Origin of the sequence: Legionella waltersii (assembly GCF_001468085.1) — a bacterium.
Classification (GTDB): Bacteria; Pseudomonadota; Gammaproteobacteria; order Legionellales; family Legionellaceae; genus Legionella; species Legionella waltersii.
On the sequence record NZ_LNZB01000051.1, the window covers coordinates 61,866 to 80,793 of the forward strand.

Sequence of the window (18,928 nt, forward strand, 5' to 3'; positions counted from 1 at the left end):
TCCGATTCACTCCCTGCTGTGGCTAGGATTTGATTTAGACAGCAAAGAAGAAACCGAGCCGCGCGCGTCAGCAAGCGGACCGATTCACTCCCTGCTGTGGCTAGGATTTGATTCAGACAGCAAAGAAGAAACCGAGCCGCGCGCATCAGCAAGAGGTCCGATGAGGGCCAGATAGATGAACCTAATAACACCGCTTAAGGCAACGCCATTAGGCGAGGCACCTGACCTTTGGTATAAATGCCCTTTTTAAAAAATATGTCGATCCCTCAGGGTCCGACCCCATTCAATGTTGCCTTCCTTGCCCATTCCTTGAATGAAGCTCTGGTCTTAGCAGCAAGAGGAAGGGGTCAATGGCTGGGAATATAAGTGGTGGAATACTGTGCAGACTCTATGTCGCTTTCCTTTTTAGTGGCTTCAATCGATATAAAGCGAGTTAATCGTGGAGACAAGATCCACATGATGACTGAAATCGCTAATGTCACTAAGCCAATACAAGCAAATACATCCGTGTAGATAACTAATGATTCAACGCCTGGCTTAATATGTTCGGGAAGTGCGGTGAAGGAGGCTACACTTGCACCGATAAACCCGGCTACGGCTGACGTTAAAAACCACATGCCCATAACAAACCCAGCATTAGCAGCGGGTACTAGCTCAGCAACCATAGCTACCCCTAAAGCGGAAACAAGCAACTCACCAATGCTTTGGAATAAATAGCTAGATATCATCCACCATGAAGACACCAAACCATTCCCCGTATAGAAATAACGAGCGAAATACAACAACAAAAAGCTGATTGCGCACATTGTCATTCCCAAAGCAAATTTATAAGGGATTGTAAACATAACTCCAGTTTGGTTTAGTTTTCTATAAAAGTAAGCCAATACCGGGCTCATAATAACTATCCAAATAGGATTCAATGCCTGGAAGCTTTGTGGGTCAATACTTATTCCCAAAAACGTTGGAATCACATTATGGACTGCAAATAAATTAAGAGAGGTGGGCATTTGTTGATACAAGGTGAAAAAGATGACCGCTTCAATCATTAAAGCCAATGCAACCAACATGCGCATAAAGGACACTTTTCCTTGTTTTCGCATCATTAACATATACACGCCAACCACCAAGATGGTTATGGTCCAGAGTAAATTTTTTGCTAACATCACGTGTTGTAGCAAGTACGCCGCAATTTCCGTAAAGAGAAAAATGCTGAATAAAACAATAGACCATTGTATAAAACCTATTTTACGCAGATCTGCCTCTGTGTTTACATTAGCAACATGCTTACGTTGAAACCAATAATTGACCAAACCTAAGCATAAGCCCACCGCACTTATCGTATAGGCATATGAATAACCATAGGTAGTCGATACAGCGGGGCCAAGTACCAAAGCAACCATGCTTCCTAAATTAATCGCCATGTAATAAAGGGTAAATCCCCCATGCAATCTCGGATCATTCTCTTCATAACATTTCGATAGCAGATTGGATGGATTCGCTTTAAATAAACCATTACCGACACAAATTAAGCCTAAAGCTAGAAAAATATGGGCTTTTCCGACTAAAGCCAAGGAAAAATAACCTGCTGAAAGAACGATTAATCCAAGCACAATTGTTCTTTTAGTTCCGAGGACTCTATCCCCTAGATAGCCTCCAATCACTACCATTCCATAAACCAACGCAGAAAAAGCACCGAACGTGTAATAAGACTGAATATCGGTGTAACCTAGATGGCGAATAAAGAAAAGAGTAAGAATTCCTTGAACCGTATAGAAACCAAAACGCTCCCATAACTCCAACATGAAAATCATATGAAAGGCACGAGGTTGCTCACGAAATAAATTCATCATGAATTTATATCCTTTTGTGGGAAAAGTTTTAAAATTAAAACAAAAAACCATTTATTTCAAGATCATCTTTTCTTAAACAAGACTACAGAAATTACGAACTAACCGTGGCTATGGTTCTTTAGGTTTTTCGTTGACGCCTTGCTCATCGCTAAACGAATCGTCTTCGTTGTCTTGACTAGGCTTTGGATTTTTAGTTGGGGGTATTTTTGATAGGAAAAAATGTCCACTTTGAGCAGGTGGTTCATCCGAAGCCCGACTAGGTGTAGCATTATTGGATTGAGTAGGAAACTCTACTAACTCGATCATGGAGCTCAATGTCGACTCATTTACGATGTCTTTTCCTTCTTGTCGTCTCTTCCTTTCCTTATAAATTGAATATTTGTTATAAGCCCAAGCACCTACAGAGAAGGCGATTCGACCTATTACATAAGCACCTCCTGCTACTGCAACACCCAATAACAAGCCTGCTCCAACACCCGGGAAATAAAGCGACACGGCTAAACCAATCATAGTTAAGGATGCGAGAGTTACCGTCAGGCTCCTATCAATGACTTTCATGGTGTTCTGATTATTGATTTTATCTTCAATATCCAGTTTTTTATTTTTTAAATCATCTACTTTTTGTTTCTGTGCAAGAAATTCTGCTTGCAGCTGGGTTATTTGGTAGGCTAGGGCAGGCTGCTCTTGGCTGTTCAGTGATTCCTCTAGTGCTTTTGCACGATCCTGAAGCGCATCAATTACTACCATTTCCCCTTTAATTTGTTCGACAAGTTTATTTTTTTCTTTGGTTAATTTATAACGATTCCAAATGGCTTGACCTAATAAGTATACAGCAACTGTAAGACCCAAACTTGCTCCGATGAACCCTAATGGCGTTGCAGTAACTGGTACCGCATAAGCAAGAATTGTCATTCCAAGCAAAATCGCAGAATACAACCATCGTGCATTATTATTCAAATTAATAGGTACTTTCTCGCCCAATAGATAAGCCGACAAGTACACCAAAGGAACTTTAATGAAATCGACAATTGACATGGCAATATCGCCAAACATAAACCCAGTCGTGACTGATGAGGACACAGTTACACTGGGAAGTTTGGAAACTTTTTGACCAATATCAATGACAACAGCACCAGGATTATCTGCCCCAAGCAAAAACTGGGAAATAAAGGGAATATTTTTTTTGACCTTTTGGGTGGGTTGACGGAGAAACGAAAGATGAATAGGAGCTTGTATTTTGCGCAGAATAGCTCTTAACTTATCAATATCAATCTGTTCGTTGATGTCATCTGCACCCAAGGCCATCATCCTGATCCAAATTTAAACGATCTATATACACTATATCAGAAAATAATTAAGGAAAAATGAACGACAGTTGTAGGCTGCTTCTTGATTACTCCCCTAAAATTCAACTATATTTGTTGTATAATAATTAAAAAAAGTCATGATGGTTAAAAAAGCCATATATTTAGCTGGTGGTGGTGCTCGTGGTGCTTATCAGGCCGGTGTACTGAAAGCAATTGATCACATTTTGCAAACAAAAACACTCCCTTTCGACTCCGTAAGTGGGGTCAGTGTTGGCAGTATTAATGCCGTTGTACTTGCTGAAAACGCAGAAGATTTTCCTGCTGCTGTCAATAAATTGGAATCCATTTGGAGCGAAATTCATTGTCAGCAGATCTATAAAGCCAGCAATTACGAGTTGAGCAAATCTGTAATGAGAAATCTCAGCACGCTCATCATCAAGCAACGACAATCGGGGCACCTGCTGGATACATCTCCTCTAAAACAGTTCATAGAGGAAACCATAGACTTTACGAAGATCGAACAAAATATAGAAAACGGCCACCTGGATACTTTCGAAGTTCTGAGTGCCTGTTATGAAACCTATCAGACAACATCATTCTATGCGCATAAAGATCCTGATTTTGAAGACTGGATCTATCCCAGGCATGCGAGCCAAAGGGCAATAATCAGTGCTGAACATATATTAGCATCAAGTGCACTTCCTCTTTTCTTCCCACCGATGAAATTAGACAATTTCCATTATGGGGATGGCAGCGTTGGGTTAGTTTCCCCACTACGAGGCTGCATACGGTTTCAAGTCGATAAAATTCTCGTTTTAGGTACTAGAGAGCTCCCCGAATTTCATGACAAAGAAGCTTTACGAAATGGAGAAATCGCCTTTGCTCAGGTGTTGGGTAACATGATGAGCGGCCTTTTTCTAGATAATCTTGATAGAGACATTGAAATGGTCAATAAGATGAATGAAATTGCCACCCTGTTGTCTATTTGGAAAAAAAGGAGATCACCGTGGAGACCAATTTCTACCCTTCATTTAAGGCCAAGTCAGAGTGTGGCATCAATGGCTCAAATGCATTACACCAGTATGCCTGCCTTATTGAGGTTTTTACTCAATATTCTAGGCGCTAAAAGTCATTCCGGTGATCTGCTCAGCTTTTTATTGTTTGAAAAAGAATTTACGCGTGAATTACTTAATCTTGGTTTCCAAGACACTATAGCAAATGCAAAGGAAATCAGTGCTTTTTTTGCATAAAATGCATGACGTCAATGATGAGAATCCAGTTCAATGAAAACCCTCTAGACTTCTAAATAACTCCCTTCAATATCCTCTTCGCCCCAGGAATGGGGAGAAGGTGCCCAAAGGGCGGATGAGGGCTTGATTGTTCGAAGTTATCTCGTTTATGTGGAACCTTGGTGCTTGAAATGCTTACGCAAAACTCGGAGGTCAAACCATTTTTTAACAAAGAGATCAGAGTTTTGCGTAAGTCCTGACCCGATTCGGTTTTACGGCATAAAAGATATGCTGGTAATAAGCAATTATCGGCGTAATTGCTCTAGGACTTCCTTTGTCGATGGCATACTGCCATTCCAGATATAAAAAGCTTCTGCGGCTTGTTCTACTAACATCCCCAGACCATCTACTGCAGAACAGCCTAGACCAAGGCAAAATGCCACAAAGGGAGTGGGTTGCTGTTTGTTATAGGCTAGATCGTAAGCAAATGGTTTTGATTTTAGAAGTATTTCAGGAATGCCTAGATTTCCCCCTTGTAGGCTTGCTGAAGTCGCATTAATAATCAAATCAAAGGAATCAGTCAGATGATCAACGCTTAAGCAATTAATTTCTGGAAACTCCTTCTGAATCATCAGTGCCTTTTCTAAAGTTCGGTTAGCAATGGTTAGTTGTAACGTGTTTAAACTTAATAAAGCGGGTACTATACCTCTTGCGGCTCCACCTGCCCCAAGAATCAACACGTTTATATTCTTTAAATCCAAATATCGCTCAAGATCTCTTAATAAACCAATACCATCAGTATTATCCGCACAAAGTTTGTTTTCCGAATGCCAAAGTGTATTAGCTGCTTTAGCCAGAGCGCATCGAGGCGTCTGATACTCTGCTAGAGCAAATGCCCTTTGTTTGTAGGGTAAAGTCACATTTAAACCCTTACCACCTTGAGCAAAAAAATCAGTCACTTGTTGTTCAAAAATGGCGTCTTCACCTGGAATTTTTTCATACACAAGTTGAATGCCTGTTTGTTCAGCAAAGAGTTGATGAATGATTGGAGACAAACTATGGGCAATAGGATTACCAATTACTGCAAAATGAGACTGCACAAATTTCCCCTTTTTAACCTGAAATCCGCTCCCTCACTGTCGCGGCCGGATTGTGTAGTGCTAAACCGAGCTGCTACCGTGAGGGAGCGGATAAAAATAGTGATGTCAAACTTGCAAACTCTTCTCCACCACTTCATGCAAATCACGAGATAATTTTAGCTTATTAAGCCGCTCCAATTGCTGCCTGATCAATTGTTGTCGCGGTTCGTCATAACTCTGCCATCTTGTGAATGGAGTGGCTAAGCGAGCGGCAATTTGGGGGTTTATTTGATCTAATTCCATTAAGAAATCACTTAAAAATGCATATCCACTACCATCAACAGCATGGAAATTACGAGGGTTTGCAAGACAAAATGCACCCACTACCGCTCTAACTTTATTGGGATTTTTTATCGAGAACGCAGGGTGCTTCATGAGCGACTTGACTTGATCAAGAGTATCAGGAGCTTCTGAAGAGGCTTGGATAGCAAACCATTTGTCTAAAACCAAATCATCTGTCGACCATTGTTTGTAGAAGCTTTCCACTGCTTCTTTTCTAGAGGCCTGATTAGACGCATTCACCAAAAGGATATAGCTGGCCATTTGATCGGTCATCGTTCGTGAGGCAGTAAACTGCTCTTTGCATAACGCTAAATTTTCCTCTTCTTTAGCTTTCATGATGAGGCCTAAGCACACGTTACGTAATTTTCTTCTTCCATAAGCTTGAGCATACATACCGTGATCTTCTTCTTTCCAAAGCCTTTGATACATGGCAACAGCTTGAGTATACAATCCCAAACCTAACCTTTTTCTAAAGAAATCACGTGCAGCTTCTACTTTACTGACATCCACCAAAGTTAATGAGGCGATAACTTCTTCAAACCCAGGGGGAATTAATAATTCTGCTCTTAAATCCATATCGAGAGTGTCATCGAGCAATACATGCTGAAAAGCGGACATTAAAGAATCAGGAACAGACCATTGGGACTCTGGTAATTTCAAACACTCATGAATAGAATTCAACACTAAACGCTGAGCAGCATCCCACTTAGCATAACCATCACTTTCGTACTGCAACAAAAAGAGACGCTCTTCCAAGGTCAAATCATCCTGTAAATTCACTGGCGCAGAAAACTCTCTCAGCAAAGAGACCACTGGTTTTTCAGTCAAGCCCGAAAATACAAATTTTTGTTCACTCTCTTTCAATTCCAACAGCTCTTGCTCCATTGGGATCAACTCGCCATGTGAATTAAACAAAGCAATTTGAATTGGAATATGAAAAGGTTTTTTCTCCTGGCATTCAGGAGTTGGCCTGCACGATTGTCGCATGACAAGCTCTAGCCGTCCTTCAGAATACTCTTGTTTCACTTCAACCAACGGGGTTCCAGCCTGGCTGTACCAGTGCTTAAACTGACTAAAATGAACACCATTAGCATCCTCCATGGCTGAAACAAAATCATCAATAGTGACCGCTTGCCCATCGTGTCGCTTGAAGTAAAGATCCATCCCGCGTCGAAAACCTTCTTTGCCAAGTAAAGTATGCTGCATACGAATCACTTCAGCACCCTTATTGTATATGGTGGCCGTGTAGAAGTTATTGATCTCTTGATAGGATTCAGGCCTCACGGGATGAGCCATACTGCCCGCATCCTCAGGAAATTGAGAACTCCGCAAGGCTTTAACATCGGTAATACGATTGACATCTCGTGAGTTCATGTCACGAGAAAACTCTTGATCGCGAAATACGGTCAACCCTTCCTTCAAACTTAATTGAAACCAGTCACGACAAGTGACCCGATTACCCGTCCAGTTATGAAAATATTCATGCCCAACAACCCCTTCCACATCTGCAAAATCTTGATCCGTTGCGGTGTCTGGTCGAGCAAGTATGTATTTAGAATTAAAAATATTTAATCCTTTGTTTTCCATGGCTCCCATATTAAAATCACTGACAGCAACGATCATGTAGATGTCTAAATCATATTCCCTGCCATAAACGTCTTCATCCCACTTCATGGCTTTTTTCAATGACTCCATTGCATGAGAACATTTATCTTCATTTCCTGGTTCAACGTAGATGCGTAAATCAACTGTACGGCCTGAACAAGTTTCAAACTCGTCACGGACTAAAGCCAAATTGCCTGCAACCAAGGCAAATAGATAGGATGGCTTTTTAAACGGGTCTTCCCACACAACCCAATGACGCCCATTCTCTTCTTCACCTAAATCAACTAAATTCCCATTAGACAATAACACTGGATATTGTTCTTTATTTGCCGAGATTTTGGTTGTGAAAATGGATAAGACATCGGGTCTGTCTAAGTAATAAGTAATCCGACGAAATCCTTCAGCCTCACATTGAGTACAAAACAAATGATTTGAACGATAAAGGCCAGAAAGTTGAGTGTTTTCTTGAGGTTTTATCCTAGTCACAATAGTCAAGATCATGTCATCGAGACACTTCGGTATAATTAATTCCTCGTTTGTCACGTTGTATTGAGAAGGCTCAAGCGGCAAGCCATTCATTTTGAGGCTGACTAACTCTAAGTCTTCTCCAAATAGTCTGAGCTCCCCGTCATGCTGCCTCTTCATCTTCATAGTACTAGTCACTAGTGCATGATCATCATAGAGGTCAAAGTTCAAATTAACGCTGTCTATAACAAAGGAAGGTGGTTGATAATTTTTCAAGTAGATCGTGGTGTCTGGCATAATCGTTGCTGTCCTATTAAAAAAACAAATAAGTTTGATGATTTATGTATAAATTTAACTAGTTAGTCTACTATACTAAGAAAAAAAGAAGTTATATTTTGTCTATCTATTTTTAGATTGCAAAAAAATAACCACATTATATCCTTCTAAGGGTTAAGTAAAAGGGGATGACTCATGAATACACAAGATTTTTTAGCAAATTACACCAAACGCTTTGTGGAAAACAAAGAAGAAGACATGAGTTTGGATGAATACCTTGAGTTATGCAAAACAGATCCTAATGCTTATGCTAACCCCGCGGAGCGTTTATTGATGGCTATAGGGGAGCCTGAAATAATCGATACACGACATGATCCAATTTTATCCCGTATTTTTTCAAACAAAATTATTCATCACTACCCTGTATTTAATGAATTTTACGGGATGGAAGAACCCATCGAACAAATCGTAGGATTTTTAAAGCATGCTGCACAAGGCCTAGAAGAAACAAAACAGGTACTGTATCTCTTGGGCCCTGTAGGTGGTGGGAAATCTTCCATTGCTGAAAAGTTAAAGGACTTAATGGAAAAAATCCCTTTCTATGCCATTAAAGGATCCCCTGTATTTGAATCACCCTTGTCTTTATTTAACCCATCCGAAGATGGTGAGATCTTGTTTGAACGCTTTGGAATTCCACCCCGATATTTGAGGTATTTAATGTCCCCTTGGGCAGTCAAAAGGCTACAAGAATTCAATGGCGACATCAGCAAATTCCGAGTCGTTAAAGTCAAACCATCCAGACTAAAACAGATTGCCGTTGCCAAAACTGAGCCTGGTGATGAAAATAACCAAGACATCTCTTCTTTGGTTGGAAAGGTAGATATTCGTAAACTGGAAGAGTTTTCACAAGATGATCCAGATGCATACAGTTACTCAGGTGGACTTTGCAGAGCCAACCGCGGGCTTTTAGAGTTTGTGGAAATGTTTAAAGCCCCGATCAAAGTATTGCATCCATTACTGACTGCGACTCAAGAAGGAAATTACAACGCGACGGAAGGTTTGTCTGCTATTCCTTTTGAAGGCATTATTTTGGCGCACTCTAACGAGTCTGAATGGCAAACGTTCAGAAACAATAAAAACAATGAAGCCTTTATAGACCGAATTAACATTGTAAAAGTACCTTATTGCCTCCGAGTTTCGGAAGAAGTTAAAATTTATCAAAAACTAGTGGATAACAGCTCTTTAGCCAAAGCCCCCTGCGCCCCAGGAACTTTAGATATGTTGGCTCAGTTCTCCGTGTTAACTCGCTTAAAAGAGCCACAAAACTCCAGCATTTACTCGAAAATGAGGGTTTATAACGGAGAAAGTTTAAAAGACACTGATCCCAAAGCAAAATCCTATCAAGAATATCGTGACTTTGCCGGAGTTGATGAAGGCATGAGCGGGATATCTACTCGGTTTGCGTTTAAAATTTTGTCTAAGGTATTTAACTTTGATCATACCGAAGTTGCTGCAAACCCTGTGCATTTAATGTATGTGCTTGAAAGACAAATTGAACAAGAACAATTTCCACAAGAATTGCATGAAGCCTACCTGAATTTTATTAAAGAATATTTGGCGACTAAATACGTAGACTTTATTGGTAAAGAAATTCAAACAGCCTATCTAGAATCTTATTCAGAGTATGGACAAAATATTTTCGACCGATACATTACTTACGCTGATTTCTGGATTCAGGATCAAGATTACCGTGATCCCGATACTGGTGAAATATTTGATAGAGCCCTACTCAATATGGAGCTCGAAAAAATAGAAAAACCAGCTGGTATTTCTAATCCAAAAGATTTCCGTAATGAAGTGGTTAACTTTGTACTTAGGGCAAGAGCTAATAACCGTGGCAAAAACCCTGTTTGGAATAGTTATGAAAAGCTAAAGTCAGTGATTGAGAAAAAAATGTTTACCAATACCGAAGACTTATTGCCCGTTATTTCTTTTAACGCAAAAGCTTCAGAAGAAGACAAGAAAAAGCATGAGGAATTTATTTCTCGAATGGTGGATAAAGGCTACACCCGTAAACAAGTTCGGTTACTTTGTGAATGGTATTTGAGAGTTCGTAAATCACAATAATAACCATAAAACGACCTTACTCTAATAAGGTGTGGAGCGTAGCAATATGTCGCAATTGATTGATAGACGACAAAATGCCGGTAAAAAAAGCACGGTTAACCGCCAACGCTTTTTACGGCGCTATAAAAACCAGATCAAAAGGGCTGTATCTGAAGCCGTTGGCAAACGCAGTATCACTGAAATTGATCAAGGCGAGCAAATTACTATCCCCGCAAAGGACATTTCAGAACCTCATTTCCATAAAGGACAAGGCGGTCATATTGAACGGGTTTTACCAGGAAATGATAATTTCATTACTGGTGATCGTATCAAAAGACCTAACAATGGAGGTGCGGGTGGCGATGGCAGTAATGCGAGCGATACCGGTGAAGGCGAAGATAATTTCGTCTTTGAGCTATCTCGCGAAGAATTTTTAGAGTTGTATTTTGAAGACTTAGAACTTCCCGACCTGGTTAAAAAGGAGTTAGCGCGCATTAGTACTTTTAAAACAGTACGAGCAGGAGTAACAACCAGCGGAATACCTAATAACATCAACGTGCTTCGCTCTATGAAACAAGCAACTGGTCGACGCGTTGCTTTAGCATCACCCTATAAAAGACAATTAAAAGAAGCCGAGGAGGAGCTTGAACGACTCAAACAACAAGCGAACCCTGACAAAATGGCCGTCCTAAAATTGGAAAGGGACATTGAATTTTTTAAGCGAAAAATAAAAACAGTTCCTTTTATAGATACTATTGACCTCAGATACAATCACCGAGTCCGGATACCATCTCCATCAACACAAGCAGTTATGTTTTGCATCATGGACGTTTCAGGATCTATGGATGAGGCAAAGAAAGACATTGCCAAACGATTTTTTATTTTACTCTACATGTTTCTCACAAAAAATTACGAAAAAATTGAATTAGTGTTTATTCGTCATCATACTTCTGCAAAAGAAGTGAATGAAGAAGAGTTCTTCTATTCCAGAGAAACAGGAGGCACCGTTGTTTCTAGTGCTTTGGAATTATTAAACACCATTATAGAAGCCCGTTATCCTTGCCAAGCATGGAATATCTATGTTGCTCAAGCCTCAGATGGTGATAACTGGAATGCTGACTCGCCCTATTGCCAAGAGTTGCTTCAGGAAAAAATTATGCCTTTGCTGCAATATTTTGCATACATCGAAATCATGCCACGCCACCATCAAAGTTTATGGGAAGTCTATCAACAGATTAAAGAAAGATACCCGAATTTTGCGATGGAAAATATTGATAATGTCGCTGATATTTACCCTGTATTTCGCGAATTATTTAAAAGGAAAACGACATGAAAAAAAAGCCGTTATCCACTGGCGTCGAATGGACCTTCGAATTAATTCAAGACTACGATCGTGAGATAGGTCGCATTGCCAAGGATTACAAATTAGATACTTACCCAAACCAAATCGAAGTCATTACTGCTGAACAAATGATGGATGCGTATTCATCCGTTGGCATGCCGATTGGCTATCATCATTGGTCCTTTGGTAAGCATTTTGTCAGTGTTGAAAAAAGCTATAAACGTGGACAAATGGGCTTAGCCTATGAGCTAGTCATCAACTCTAACCCCTGTATCTCTTATCTGATGGAAGAAAATACCATGGCCATGCAAGCCCTGGTTATTGCTCATGCCTGTTATGGACATAATTCATTTTTTAAAAACAATTATCTATTCAAAATGTGGACATCTGCCGATGCCATTATTGATTATTTAGTCTTTGCGAAAAAATACATCAGTGATTGCGAGGAGCGTCATGGCATTGAAGCCGTCGAATCAATACTTGATGCCTGCCATTCTCTCATGAATTATGGCGTAGATCGCTATAAGCATCCAACTCCATTATCCATTCAAGAAGAAAAAATAAGGCAGCAAAATCGCGAAATCTATTTGCAATCTCAAATCAACGAATTATGGCGAACCATTCCTCATAGCAAGCATGCCGATCCACTTGGACAGAAAAAACGATTTCCAGAAGAGCCCCAGGAAAATATTCTCTATTTCATTGAGAAAAACGCCCCATTATTAGAACCTTGGCAAAGGGAGATTGTACGGATTGTTAGAAAGGTTGCCCAATACTTTTATCCCCAAGGCCAAACTAAAGTGATGAATGAAGGATGGGCTTGTTTCTGGCACTATACTCTTCTACACACGATGTACGATGAAGGTTTAGTCACTGACGAATTTATGCTGGAAATTCTGCAAAGTCACACGAATGTGATCATGCAACCGCCCTATAACAGCCCTTACTTTAATGGCATTAACCCATATACCTTGGGCTATCATATGATGCAAGACATCAAGCGGATTTGTGAGAGTCCTACAGAGGAAGACAAACGCTGGTTCCCTTATTTGGTGAACACCGATTGGCTCACAACCCTTGATACTGCCATGAGAAATTACAAAGACGAGAGTTTTATTGCCCAGTACCTGTCTCCTAAACTCATTCGCGATCTCAAGTTATTCCATATTGTTGATGATGACAGAAACCCTGAGTTAATGGTGAATGCAATTCATGACGAGCCTGGTTATCAAAAAATTCGTGAGGCCTTATCAAGGCAATATAATTTGGGTTATTTAGAGCCAGATATTCAAGTGTACTCGGTGGATATGCAAGGCGACCGATCGTTAACCTTAAGATATTGCCAACAAAACAGAATTCCCCTTGGGAATTCAACCCAGGAAGTGCTTAAGCATTTACACACTTTATGGCAATTTCCGGTGATTTTGCAGGCCATCGACAATGAGAACAAAGTAACGGCCGAGTATTGTTGTCCGCCTAATCCGAAAGAATCTAAGACCTGATCAATTTATCGGGTTAAAGAAGCGGCTAAGCCAAAAAGTTTGTCATATTCCTGCTGAAATTCAGCACTCTCATGACGATGTTCAATGAGACATTCTTTTAGAGAATCCAGCAAATGGCCGCATGCAGTATGTCTTAAATCCAATGCTTGAAGTATTTCATCTTTTTGTGGAGAAGGTAGCTCTTCGGCTCGTTTCATTAGAGAGGGAAGCACTGATTTGGCCTTAAATAAAGCATTTAGTGCCTCAATTTCTTTGCCTGGAATTTGTGACGCAATGCGGGCTCGACTTAAATTCTCATCAAATTCATCCAATACACCGGAATAAAATGCACTCGCTTCGTTATAATAGTAATACGCTTTTTCAGGACATCCATCACGCTCATAGACCGCACCAGCAAGAATTGAATAAAATTTCAGATCATCATGAAATTCAGCTTTTTTCATATTTACGGCATAATCAGCTGCTTTACTCAAATAAAATGCACTTTTCTCATAACTCTCAGTCAATAAATACAGTAAGCCCAATTTTTTGTAACATTTATATAAATTGGGACTACCAAGATTTAAGACAGGATTTTTACTTTCCATGATTAGGGCTTCAATCGCATTAATCAGTGTTTCTAGTTTAACTTTTTTGCTGGGCGTCAGTTGGAGCTCTTTGCTTGGATTTAAAACCAACTGTTCAAGTGCATCATAAGGTTTTAACCTTGCAAAAATAGTTTCCAGTTCAACCTGAGCTTGACTTATTAAATCGCTTAATGCATTCCTCAGCGCCATTTGCTTTTCTAGTGGCAGCACATCATGAGCATATCGGTTTACATTGTTTTCAAAAGCATGGTCATAAGATTCACTGTATATCCCATTATTAGAATGAATCGTTACATTTTCTGATTTTGGATCAAATTGAACGCTATAATAGTAAGCATGCTCTAGTGCTTTATTTACAATAATATTAGATTTTACTACGTTTCCAGGTACTCGCGCCTTAAACGTCGCTAAAATTTCCATTTCAGCTAACTCCTTACTCCAATGCTCATCATTGACAACGACAATCACTTCCAATTCGGAGTCTATATGAGTTCCTATCGCAGCATTGTCATAATAATAGGGATCTAAATCGATATAGGCCGGCTTTTTTGAGTTGGTCATTGATGTATCAAAATCCATAGAAAACATACCATATCCAAAAAGGCTTGTCGCAGTACCAGCAATTTTTGTGACAGAATCATACGGTCTACGCAGAGCTTGAGGAGAGACATGAAGGATAAAATAATTGTTGTATTTTTTGTCTCTTACAATGACTGTATGGCAATGGTGAATGCCTTTAGATTTTAAAAGCACTTCTTCATTAGGATCTGTTTCGGAAGTGGTATAAGCCGTCTTAGGGACAGGAAATGCATTATTGAATCGTGGATTTAACTCATAGTATGTTGCTTGGCTTGGGGAAAATTGAATCGCGTTATCTTCTGATACTTTAAGAATGATCGGCATATGTATTACCTAAACGAACCACACCTGATGGCCAATTATACAATCAAATCACGCGACAATCAATTTGAATTAAACAAAGCATAACTAGTGTTATTTTATTCACTTCATCATCGATTCGTTTTTTTTGCCCAGCACACACTTACCGATCAAACATTAACGAACAGCAACATATTAGTTTTTTTGCACATCACGCAACCGCTGTAGACGCTCAATCATTGCATCCAGAGCAGCTGATTTTGAACTATAAATGTCTTCATAGGAAACGTGAAAAGCATTGAATTCGTCTTCACATTCAACCCCATCGTCCAACAACTCCGTTATTACTTGTCGGGATAAAAGATAGAAATCATCTTCGGTTTCAAAGCTAATAATCCATATCTCATCGCCAATTTTAAAGTGAGCCATATAGAATGCTGTCCTTTTTATCCAGTGATATTGTCCCCAATACTATAGGCATAAAAAACCAGTACGTCGAGAGTCAAAAAGGGAAGAATTACTAGGCAATGTCCCTAATGTTTTTTGTGTATATAAAACACAGATTTCTAAATTTACCTCTCTCAGCCCCCTCTCCCGCGAAAGGAATTTGAATACTGATGGCCCTTCGCGGTAGAGGGAATGTCACGAATGGCATATCTCAAGCTAAAGCAATCGCTTAAATCCAACAGCGCATGATAAGCACATTTACAGGACTCAGGAAGTGACTCAAGCCCGTTGACTCTTCTTGAGTCAGATGGTGAAAAAAAGTAAAATACAGCTATCGTTTGTTTACTTAGTGCATTAAGTGCCATCTGCTTCTGTATTAACCCTTGAAAAAAAAGCAATACAACACTACAAATCTTTACCTCCCAATGAAGTAAAGTACTATTTGTTCATTCTTTTGAAATCCATCCGCAATGAAGGTTTAGAAAATACTGAAGACATTCTGAATGCGCTATTACCGCTCTTAGAACATTTAAATGCATTACATCAGTTGATAAATCAACCACAAGTGTCTTCTGAAAGTACTTTAGAATTATTGTCGATAATTAATCAACAATTGCAACAGCTTAAAGAGAAAGCCAATACACATACCATACTGGCTGCTTGTTCCACCGCTTTAATTCGATTCATTGGTGTAATTACTGGAATTATTACAGGGGTCTTTGGGATCATTATTGGCTCACTGGTAGGATTAATCTATGGCATATATCGTGGTCATCCTCTGTCTGGATTATGGTCCGGGTTTTTCATCGGAACATCGTTGGGCAGTATTATGGGATACCGATTACCTAATAAACTATTAAAAGACGGATATTCAAGAAAACTTGCCTTTGGTATTGATGGTATTCAAGAAGCTCTGACCTATACAAATTTGGAGTATTCCATTTTTGGTTCCTCGCCAAAGCCTTTTTCAACTTATTTGGATGACGTTAAAAAAGAAGTAAGGGAACTATTTGCTAGCGATGAAGCGTTTGAGGATTTTTTAGAACACGATACCTACTATCGAATCAACGCATTTTTGGCGAGTTTTATCGGTCAACCAATACTTCATGGATTCGCTGGTAAGCACGTTTATCTACAATTTAAGATCAAAGAAAAGGATTTTATTGTTGAGTACACACCGGGGGCTACCGATCCCAATGAGCCACCTGTACAAACCGAATTGAGGCAAGTAAGCGGTTTTAAGTTACTAGAAATGTTAGCTTTGCATAGGAAATTATTGGAAACGCACAAGCCAACTGTAGGCCAGGTATTGAGAAAAATGAAGGTTGGGGATAACGATTGCACCAGCTATGTGAATAAGGTTTTGATTTGTACTAATCAGGACGGGGTACAGATGGATCGTGATGAGAATTTGAAACCTTTTGGTAAAGTTGTTGTCAATACGCTTGAGGCATTGGGGCCGTTTAATCGCGATTTTTTTAAGACGGGGTTTTGAGTTTTTTTTATCGGGATTGATTGGCCTCTCATCCGTCCGGTTTTGTTTCGAACCATTTTTCAGATCTAGAATGGAGAAATTCTGAGCGAGTTTATGCCGCAAGTCCATAAAATAGAACAGCTTAATTATTTTGAATACTGTCTTGCACAGTAGGACTACGTTCTCAGGACATACATCCAGAACCATTCAGTAACTACAACAATTGGCGAGCGAAGCCAGCTTAATTCGGGCATGAAGTAAAGACCGTGCGGACTCGACACCGAGTTTTCCGCGCGGCCGCATAACGTTAGTTTCGAGACGGAGAGTCAGGTGACTTCGGATTGACTGACGTTGATTCAGATAATTGGAGTTCTTTTACCTCCTCAATTGTTGATTTCGATTGATGGTTGAAAAATCCAAATTGATTTTTAGAGTTCTGGTTAGACTCATCATTACCCGCTAAATGAAAGCGATGACTTTTTTTGTCTAAATTTTGCTTAAAGTCAGCAATTTCTTTGGGAGTTTTGTTGATAAAAAGACCATTGTTGCTTAGATCAACGTAAGTGACATGGCTTGGCATTGTTGCCAGGGCCTTTGCTAAGTCAACGAGGTCGAACTCATGAAGATTTCTGTTGCTCAAATCCAGGGTGGTGATATCCAGTGGAATATGCTTCAGTTCGAATATTAGATCTTTGGCAGCCAACTGTGAATCCCTGATTCGAGCACCTCGTATGGGGCCCATTAGAACGTTAACGTCGAGTTGCTTAAAATCACGGAGTTGATGAAGGTCATTGCCAGTCATCAAATCAAGTGCAACACTCGGATGAAGGCTCTGCTGTACTGTTTTTATGCCTTCAACTCCGAGAATATTCAGTTGGTTGTAGCCTAAATAAATCTTTTTTACATTCTCTGGTATGCTCTGCAGTATGGTTTGAATGTTTTTTGCACCGAACTTATAAAGGTCATTCCCGCACAAAAACAAGGAGTTGACGTTACATGGAATGCTCTGCAGTGCTACCAGCAAATCATCCATGCTTAGTAGATGGAGGTAGAGGAATGATAAGTGAAGGCTGTGCGTTCCTTGAGTCCGACACGTTTCAATACGCTGCATTAAGTTATTTTTTATCGATTGGATTTCTTCATTTGTAGCCATTTCGTTATACCTTCTGGTTATTCCAAAACGCCAATGATCTTAGGGGCAGACTTTGTGGCAGGCTTACGAAAAGACATGACCAAAAGCCGTCAGTCGGATAAAAAAGCGTTTTGTATTAATAGTAAAAAAAACAATAGGGTGTTGGGTTCAAGCCAACGTCTAGAGAAGGTATGTATTAGGTATGATCTTATGACTCGGGAATCGAGCCTGAGTATAAAACGAGCCAAGAATGTTGGTTGTCCAAAAGGAGTGCATGGTGACATCATCTTGAGGTTGCAAATGAGGCCTAATTATACTACAAGGTTAAACAATGTGCAATTGTAGGCTGCCCATCCAATCTTCGGTGACATCGAATGACGATGCAAAGGGCCCATGAATGGAATTATTTTGGGGAAGTTTAATCTTACCGATTTTCTCTTGCACACATAGAACACCTCAAATTATATTACTAGAATTACCTCCGAAGGATATTCAAAATGCCTAATAAGCCGCTCATTATTATTACAGGTGCAAGTCACGGCATTGGCCGTGCGTTGGCTTTTAAATTTTCACAACAAGACTATCCCTGTTTACTCATTTCGCGGAATATGGAGTCTTTTCCAGAATTAAATCATGAAAAAAACATCTATAAGAAACTGGATGTGACCGATTTTTCAGCTTTACAGTCTGCAATCAAAGAAGCAGAAGAGCGCTTCGGGGAAGCTGAATGCATCATTAATAATGCCGGATCCTTAACTGTTGGGGAGTTTCGCGATATTGACATTGAGAAAACACATTACGAGATGGATGTTTTGATTAAAGGGGTTGTTAATGGGATTAAGTGTGTTTTGCCTGCGATGGCCGCTAGAAAATCAGGAACTATCATTAATATTAGCTCCATCGGAGACAGAAAGCCTTATCCTCAAGCGGTTATGTACCATGCTGCAAAACATGCAGTTCGCTCAATGGCTGAATCCTTGCAAATGGCAGAGGCCAAAAACAATGTTCGTATTATGAATATTGCTCCAGGTTTAATAAAAACAAATATCCATGAAAACATGGGAATAAGTTTTGAGGAATATTGTGAGCGCCTTGGTAATCCAACCTTTATTCAGGCAGAAGAACTTGCAGATATCATTCTGTTTTGTTGGAATCTTCCACAACGTATTTGCATTCGTGACTTGGTCGTGATGCCAACTGACTGTGGCATTTGACTATCCTGGGCGTTTTTAAACCGAGCCTGGCCTAGATTCTATTGTTTGTATGGGGCTCAGAATCTAAACCCCAGATAAAAACCCGGATGCCT

13 protein-coding genes are annotated in these 18,928 nt (G+C 39.9%); 6 read left to right on the forward strand and 7 right to left on the reverse strand.

Going from position 1 to position 18,928, the window contains the following annotated elements; translation table 11 throughout:
* Positions 1-347 precede the first annotated feature (347 nt).
* Positions 348-1,850, reverse strand: a complete 1,503-nt coding sequence (locus Lwal_RS10045; RefSeq protein ID WP_058480668.1) for an oligopeptide:H+ symporter — start codon at positions 1,848-1,850, stop codon at positions 348-350.
* A gap of 108 nt (positions 1,851-1,958) precedes the next feature.
* On the reverse strand, positions 1,959-3,158 hold the full coding sequence (locus Lwal_RS10050; protein ID WP_133141258.1) for a hypothetical protein: 1,200 nt from the start codon (positions 3,156-3,158) through the stop codon (positions 1,959-1,961).
* 136 nt (positions 3,159-3,294) lie between these two features.
* Here Lwal_RS10050 and Lwal_RS10055 point away from each other — a divergent pair, with 136 nt between their 5' ends.
* Positions 3,295-4,407, forward strand: coding sequence for a patatin-like phospholipase family protein (locus tag Lwal_RS10055; RefSeq protein WP_095197617.1), 1,113 nt, complete (start codon positions 3,295-3,297; stop codon positions 4,405-4,407).
* A 284-nt stretch (positions 4,408-4,691) separates the two neighbouring features.
* Here the strand turns inward: Lwal_RS10055 and aroE are convergent, their stop codons facing one another.
* Together aroE and pepN are read right to left on the reverse strand one after the other, a co-directional pair.
* Positions 4,692-5,486, reverse strand: coding sequence for a shikimate dehydrogenase (gene aroE, locus Lwal_RS10060; protein ID WP_058480671.1), 795 nt, complete (start codon positions 5,484-5,486; stop codon positions 4,692-4,694).
* A gap of 105 nt (positions 5,487-5,591) precedes the next feature.
* Positions 5,592-8,174 (reverse strand): aminopeptidase N, encoded by a 2,583-nt coding sequence (pepN, locus tag Lwal_RS10065; RefSeq protein ID WP_058480672.1) that lies wholly within the window; start codon positions 8,172-8,174, stop codon positions 5,592-5,594.
* Between the two features lie 174 nt (positions 8,175-8,348).
* Here pepN and Lwal_RS10070 point away from each other — a divergent pair, with 174 nt between their 5' ends.
* From Lwal_RS10070 to Lwal_RS10080, 3 genes are read left to right on the forward strand one after another with little or no spacing between them, the layout of a single operon-like run.
* The gene (locus Lwal_RS10070; RefSeq protein WP_058480673.1) at positions 8,349-10,280 is read left to right on the forward strand and encodes a PrkA family serine protein kinase; all 1,932 of its coding nucleotides are present in this window, start codon (positions 8,349-8,351) and stop codon (positions 10,278-10,280) included.
* Between the two features lie 46 nt (positions 10,281-10,326).
* Positions 10,327-11,592 carry a YeaH/YhbH family protein gene (locus Lwal_RS10075; protein WP_058480674.1) on the forward strand — a complete coding sequence of 422 codons (1,266 nt, stop codon included), beginning with the start codon at positions 10,327-10,329 and terminating at the stop codon, positions 11,590-11,592.
* A complete protein-coding gene (locus Lwal_RS10080; protein ID WP_058480675.1) occupies positions 11,589-13,103 on the forward strand; it encodes a SpoVR family protein in 1,515 nt (504 codons plus the stop codon). Before Lwal_RS10075 ends, Lwal_RS10080 begins: the two co-directional genes overlap by 4 nt.
* Before the next feature lie 5 nt (positions 13,104-13,108).
* Here the strand turns inward: Lwal_RS10080 and Lwal_RS10085 are convergent, their stop codons facing one another.
* Positions 13,109-14,593: a hypothetical protein gene (locus Lwal_RS10085; protein ID WP_058480676.1), complete on the reverse strand. Its 1,485-nt coding sequence runs from the start codon at positions 14,591-14,593 to the stop codon at positions 13,109-13,111.
* A 171-nt stretch (positions 14,594-14,764) separates the two neighbouring features.
* Positions 14,765-14,998 carry a hypothetical protein gene (locus Lwal_RS10090; RefSeq protein WP_058480677.1) on the reverse strand — a complete coding sequence of 78 codons (234 nt, stop codon included), beginning with the start codon at positions 14,996-14,998 and terminating at the stop codon, positions 14,765-14,767.
* Positions 14,999-15,374: 376 nt separating this feature from the next.
* Between Lwal_RS10090 and Lwal_RS10095 the strand changes: the two genes are divergently transcribed.
* Complete coding sequence (locus tag Lwal_RS10095; RefSeq protein ID WP_058480678.1) at positions 15,375-16,511, forward strand: hypothetical protein; 1,137 nt, start codon at positions 15,375-15,377, stop codon at positions 16,509-16,511.
* Between the two features lie 286 nt (positions 16,512-16,797).
* On the opposite strand, the gene Lwal_RS10100 is transcribed toward Lwal_RS10095, so the two are convergent.
* Complete coding sequence (locus Lwal_RS10100; RefSeq protein WP_058480679.1) at positions 16,798-17,643, reverse strand: leucine-rich repeat domain-containing protein; 846 nt, start codon at positions 17,641-17,643, stop codon at positions 16,798-16,800.
* Between the two features lie 476 nt (positions 17,644-18,119).
* On the opposite strand from Lwal_RS10100, the gene Lwal_RS10110 reads away from it, so the two are divergent.
* On the forward strand, positions 18,120-18,836 hold the full coding sequence (locus Lwal_RS10110; protein ID WP_058480681.1) for an SDR family oxidoreductase: 717 nt from the start codon (positions 18,120-18,122) through the stop codon (positions 18,834-18,836).
* The last annotated feature ends 92 nt before the right edge of the window (positions 18,837-18,928 follow it).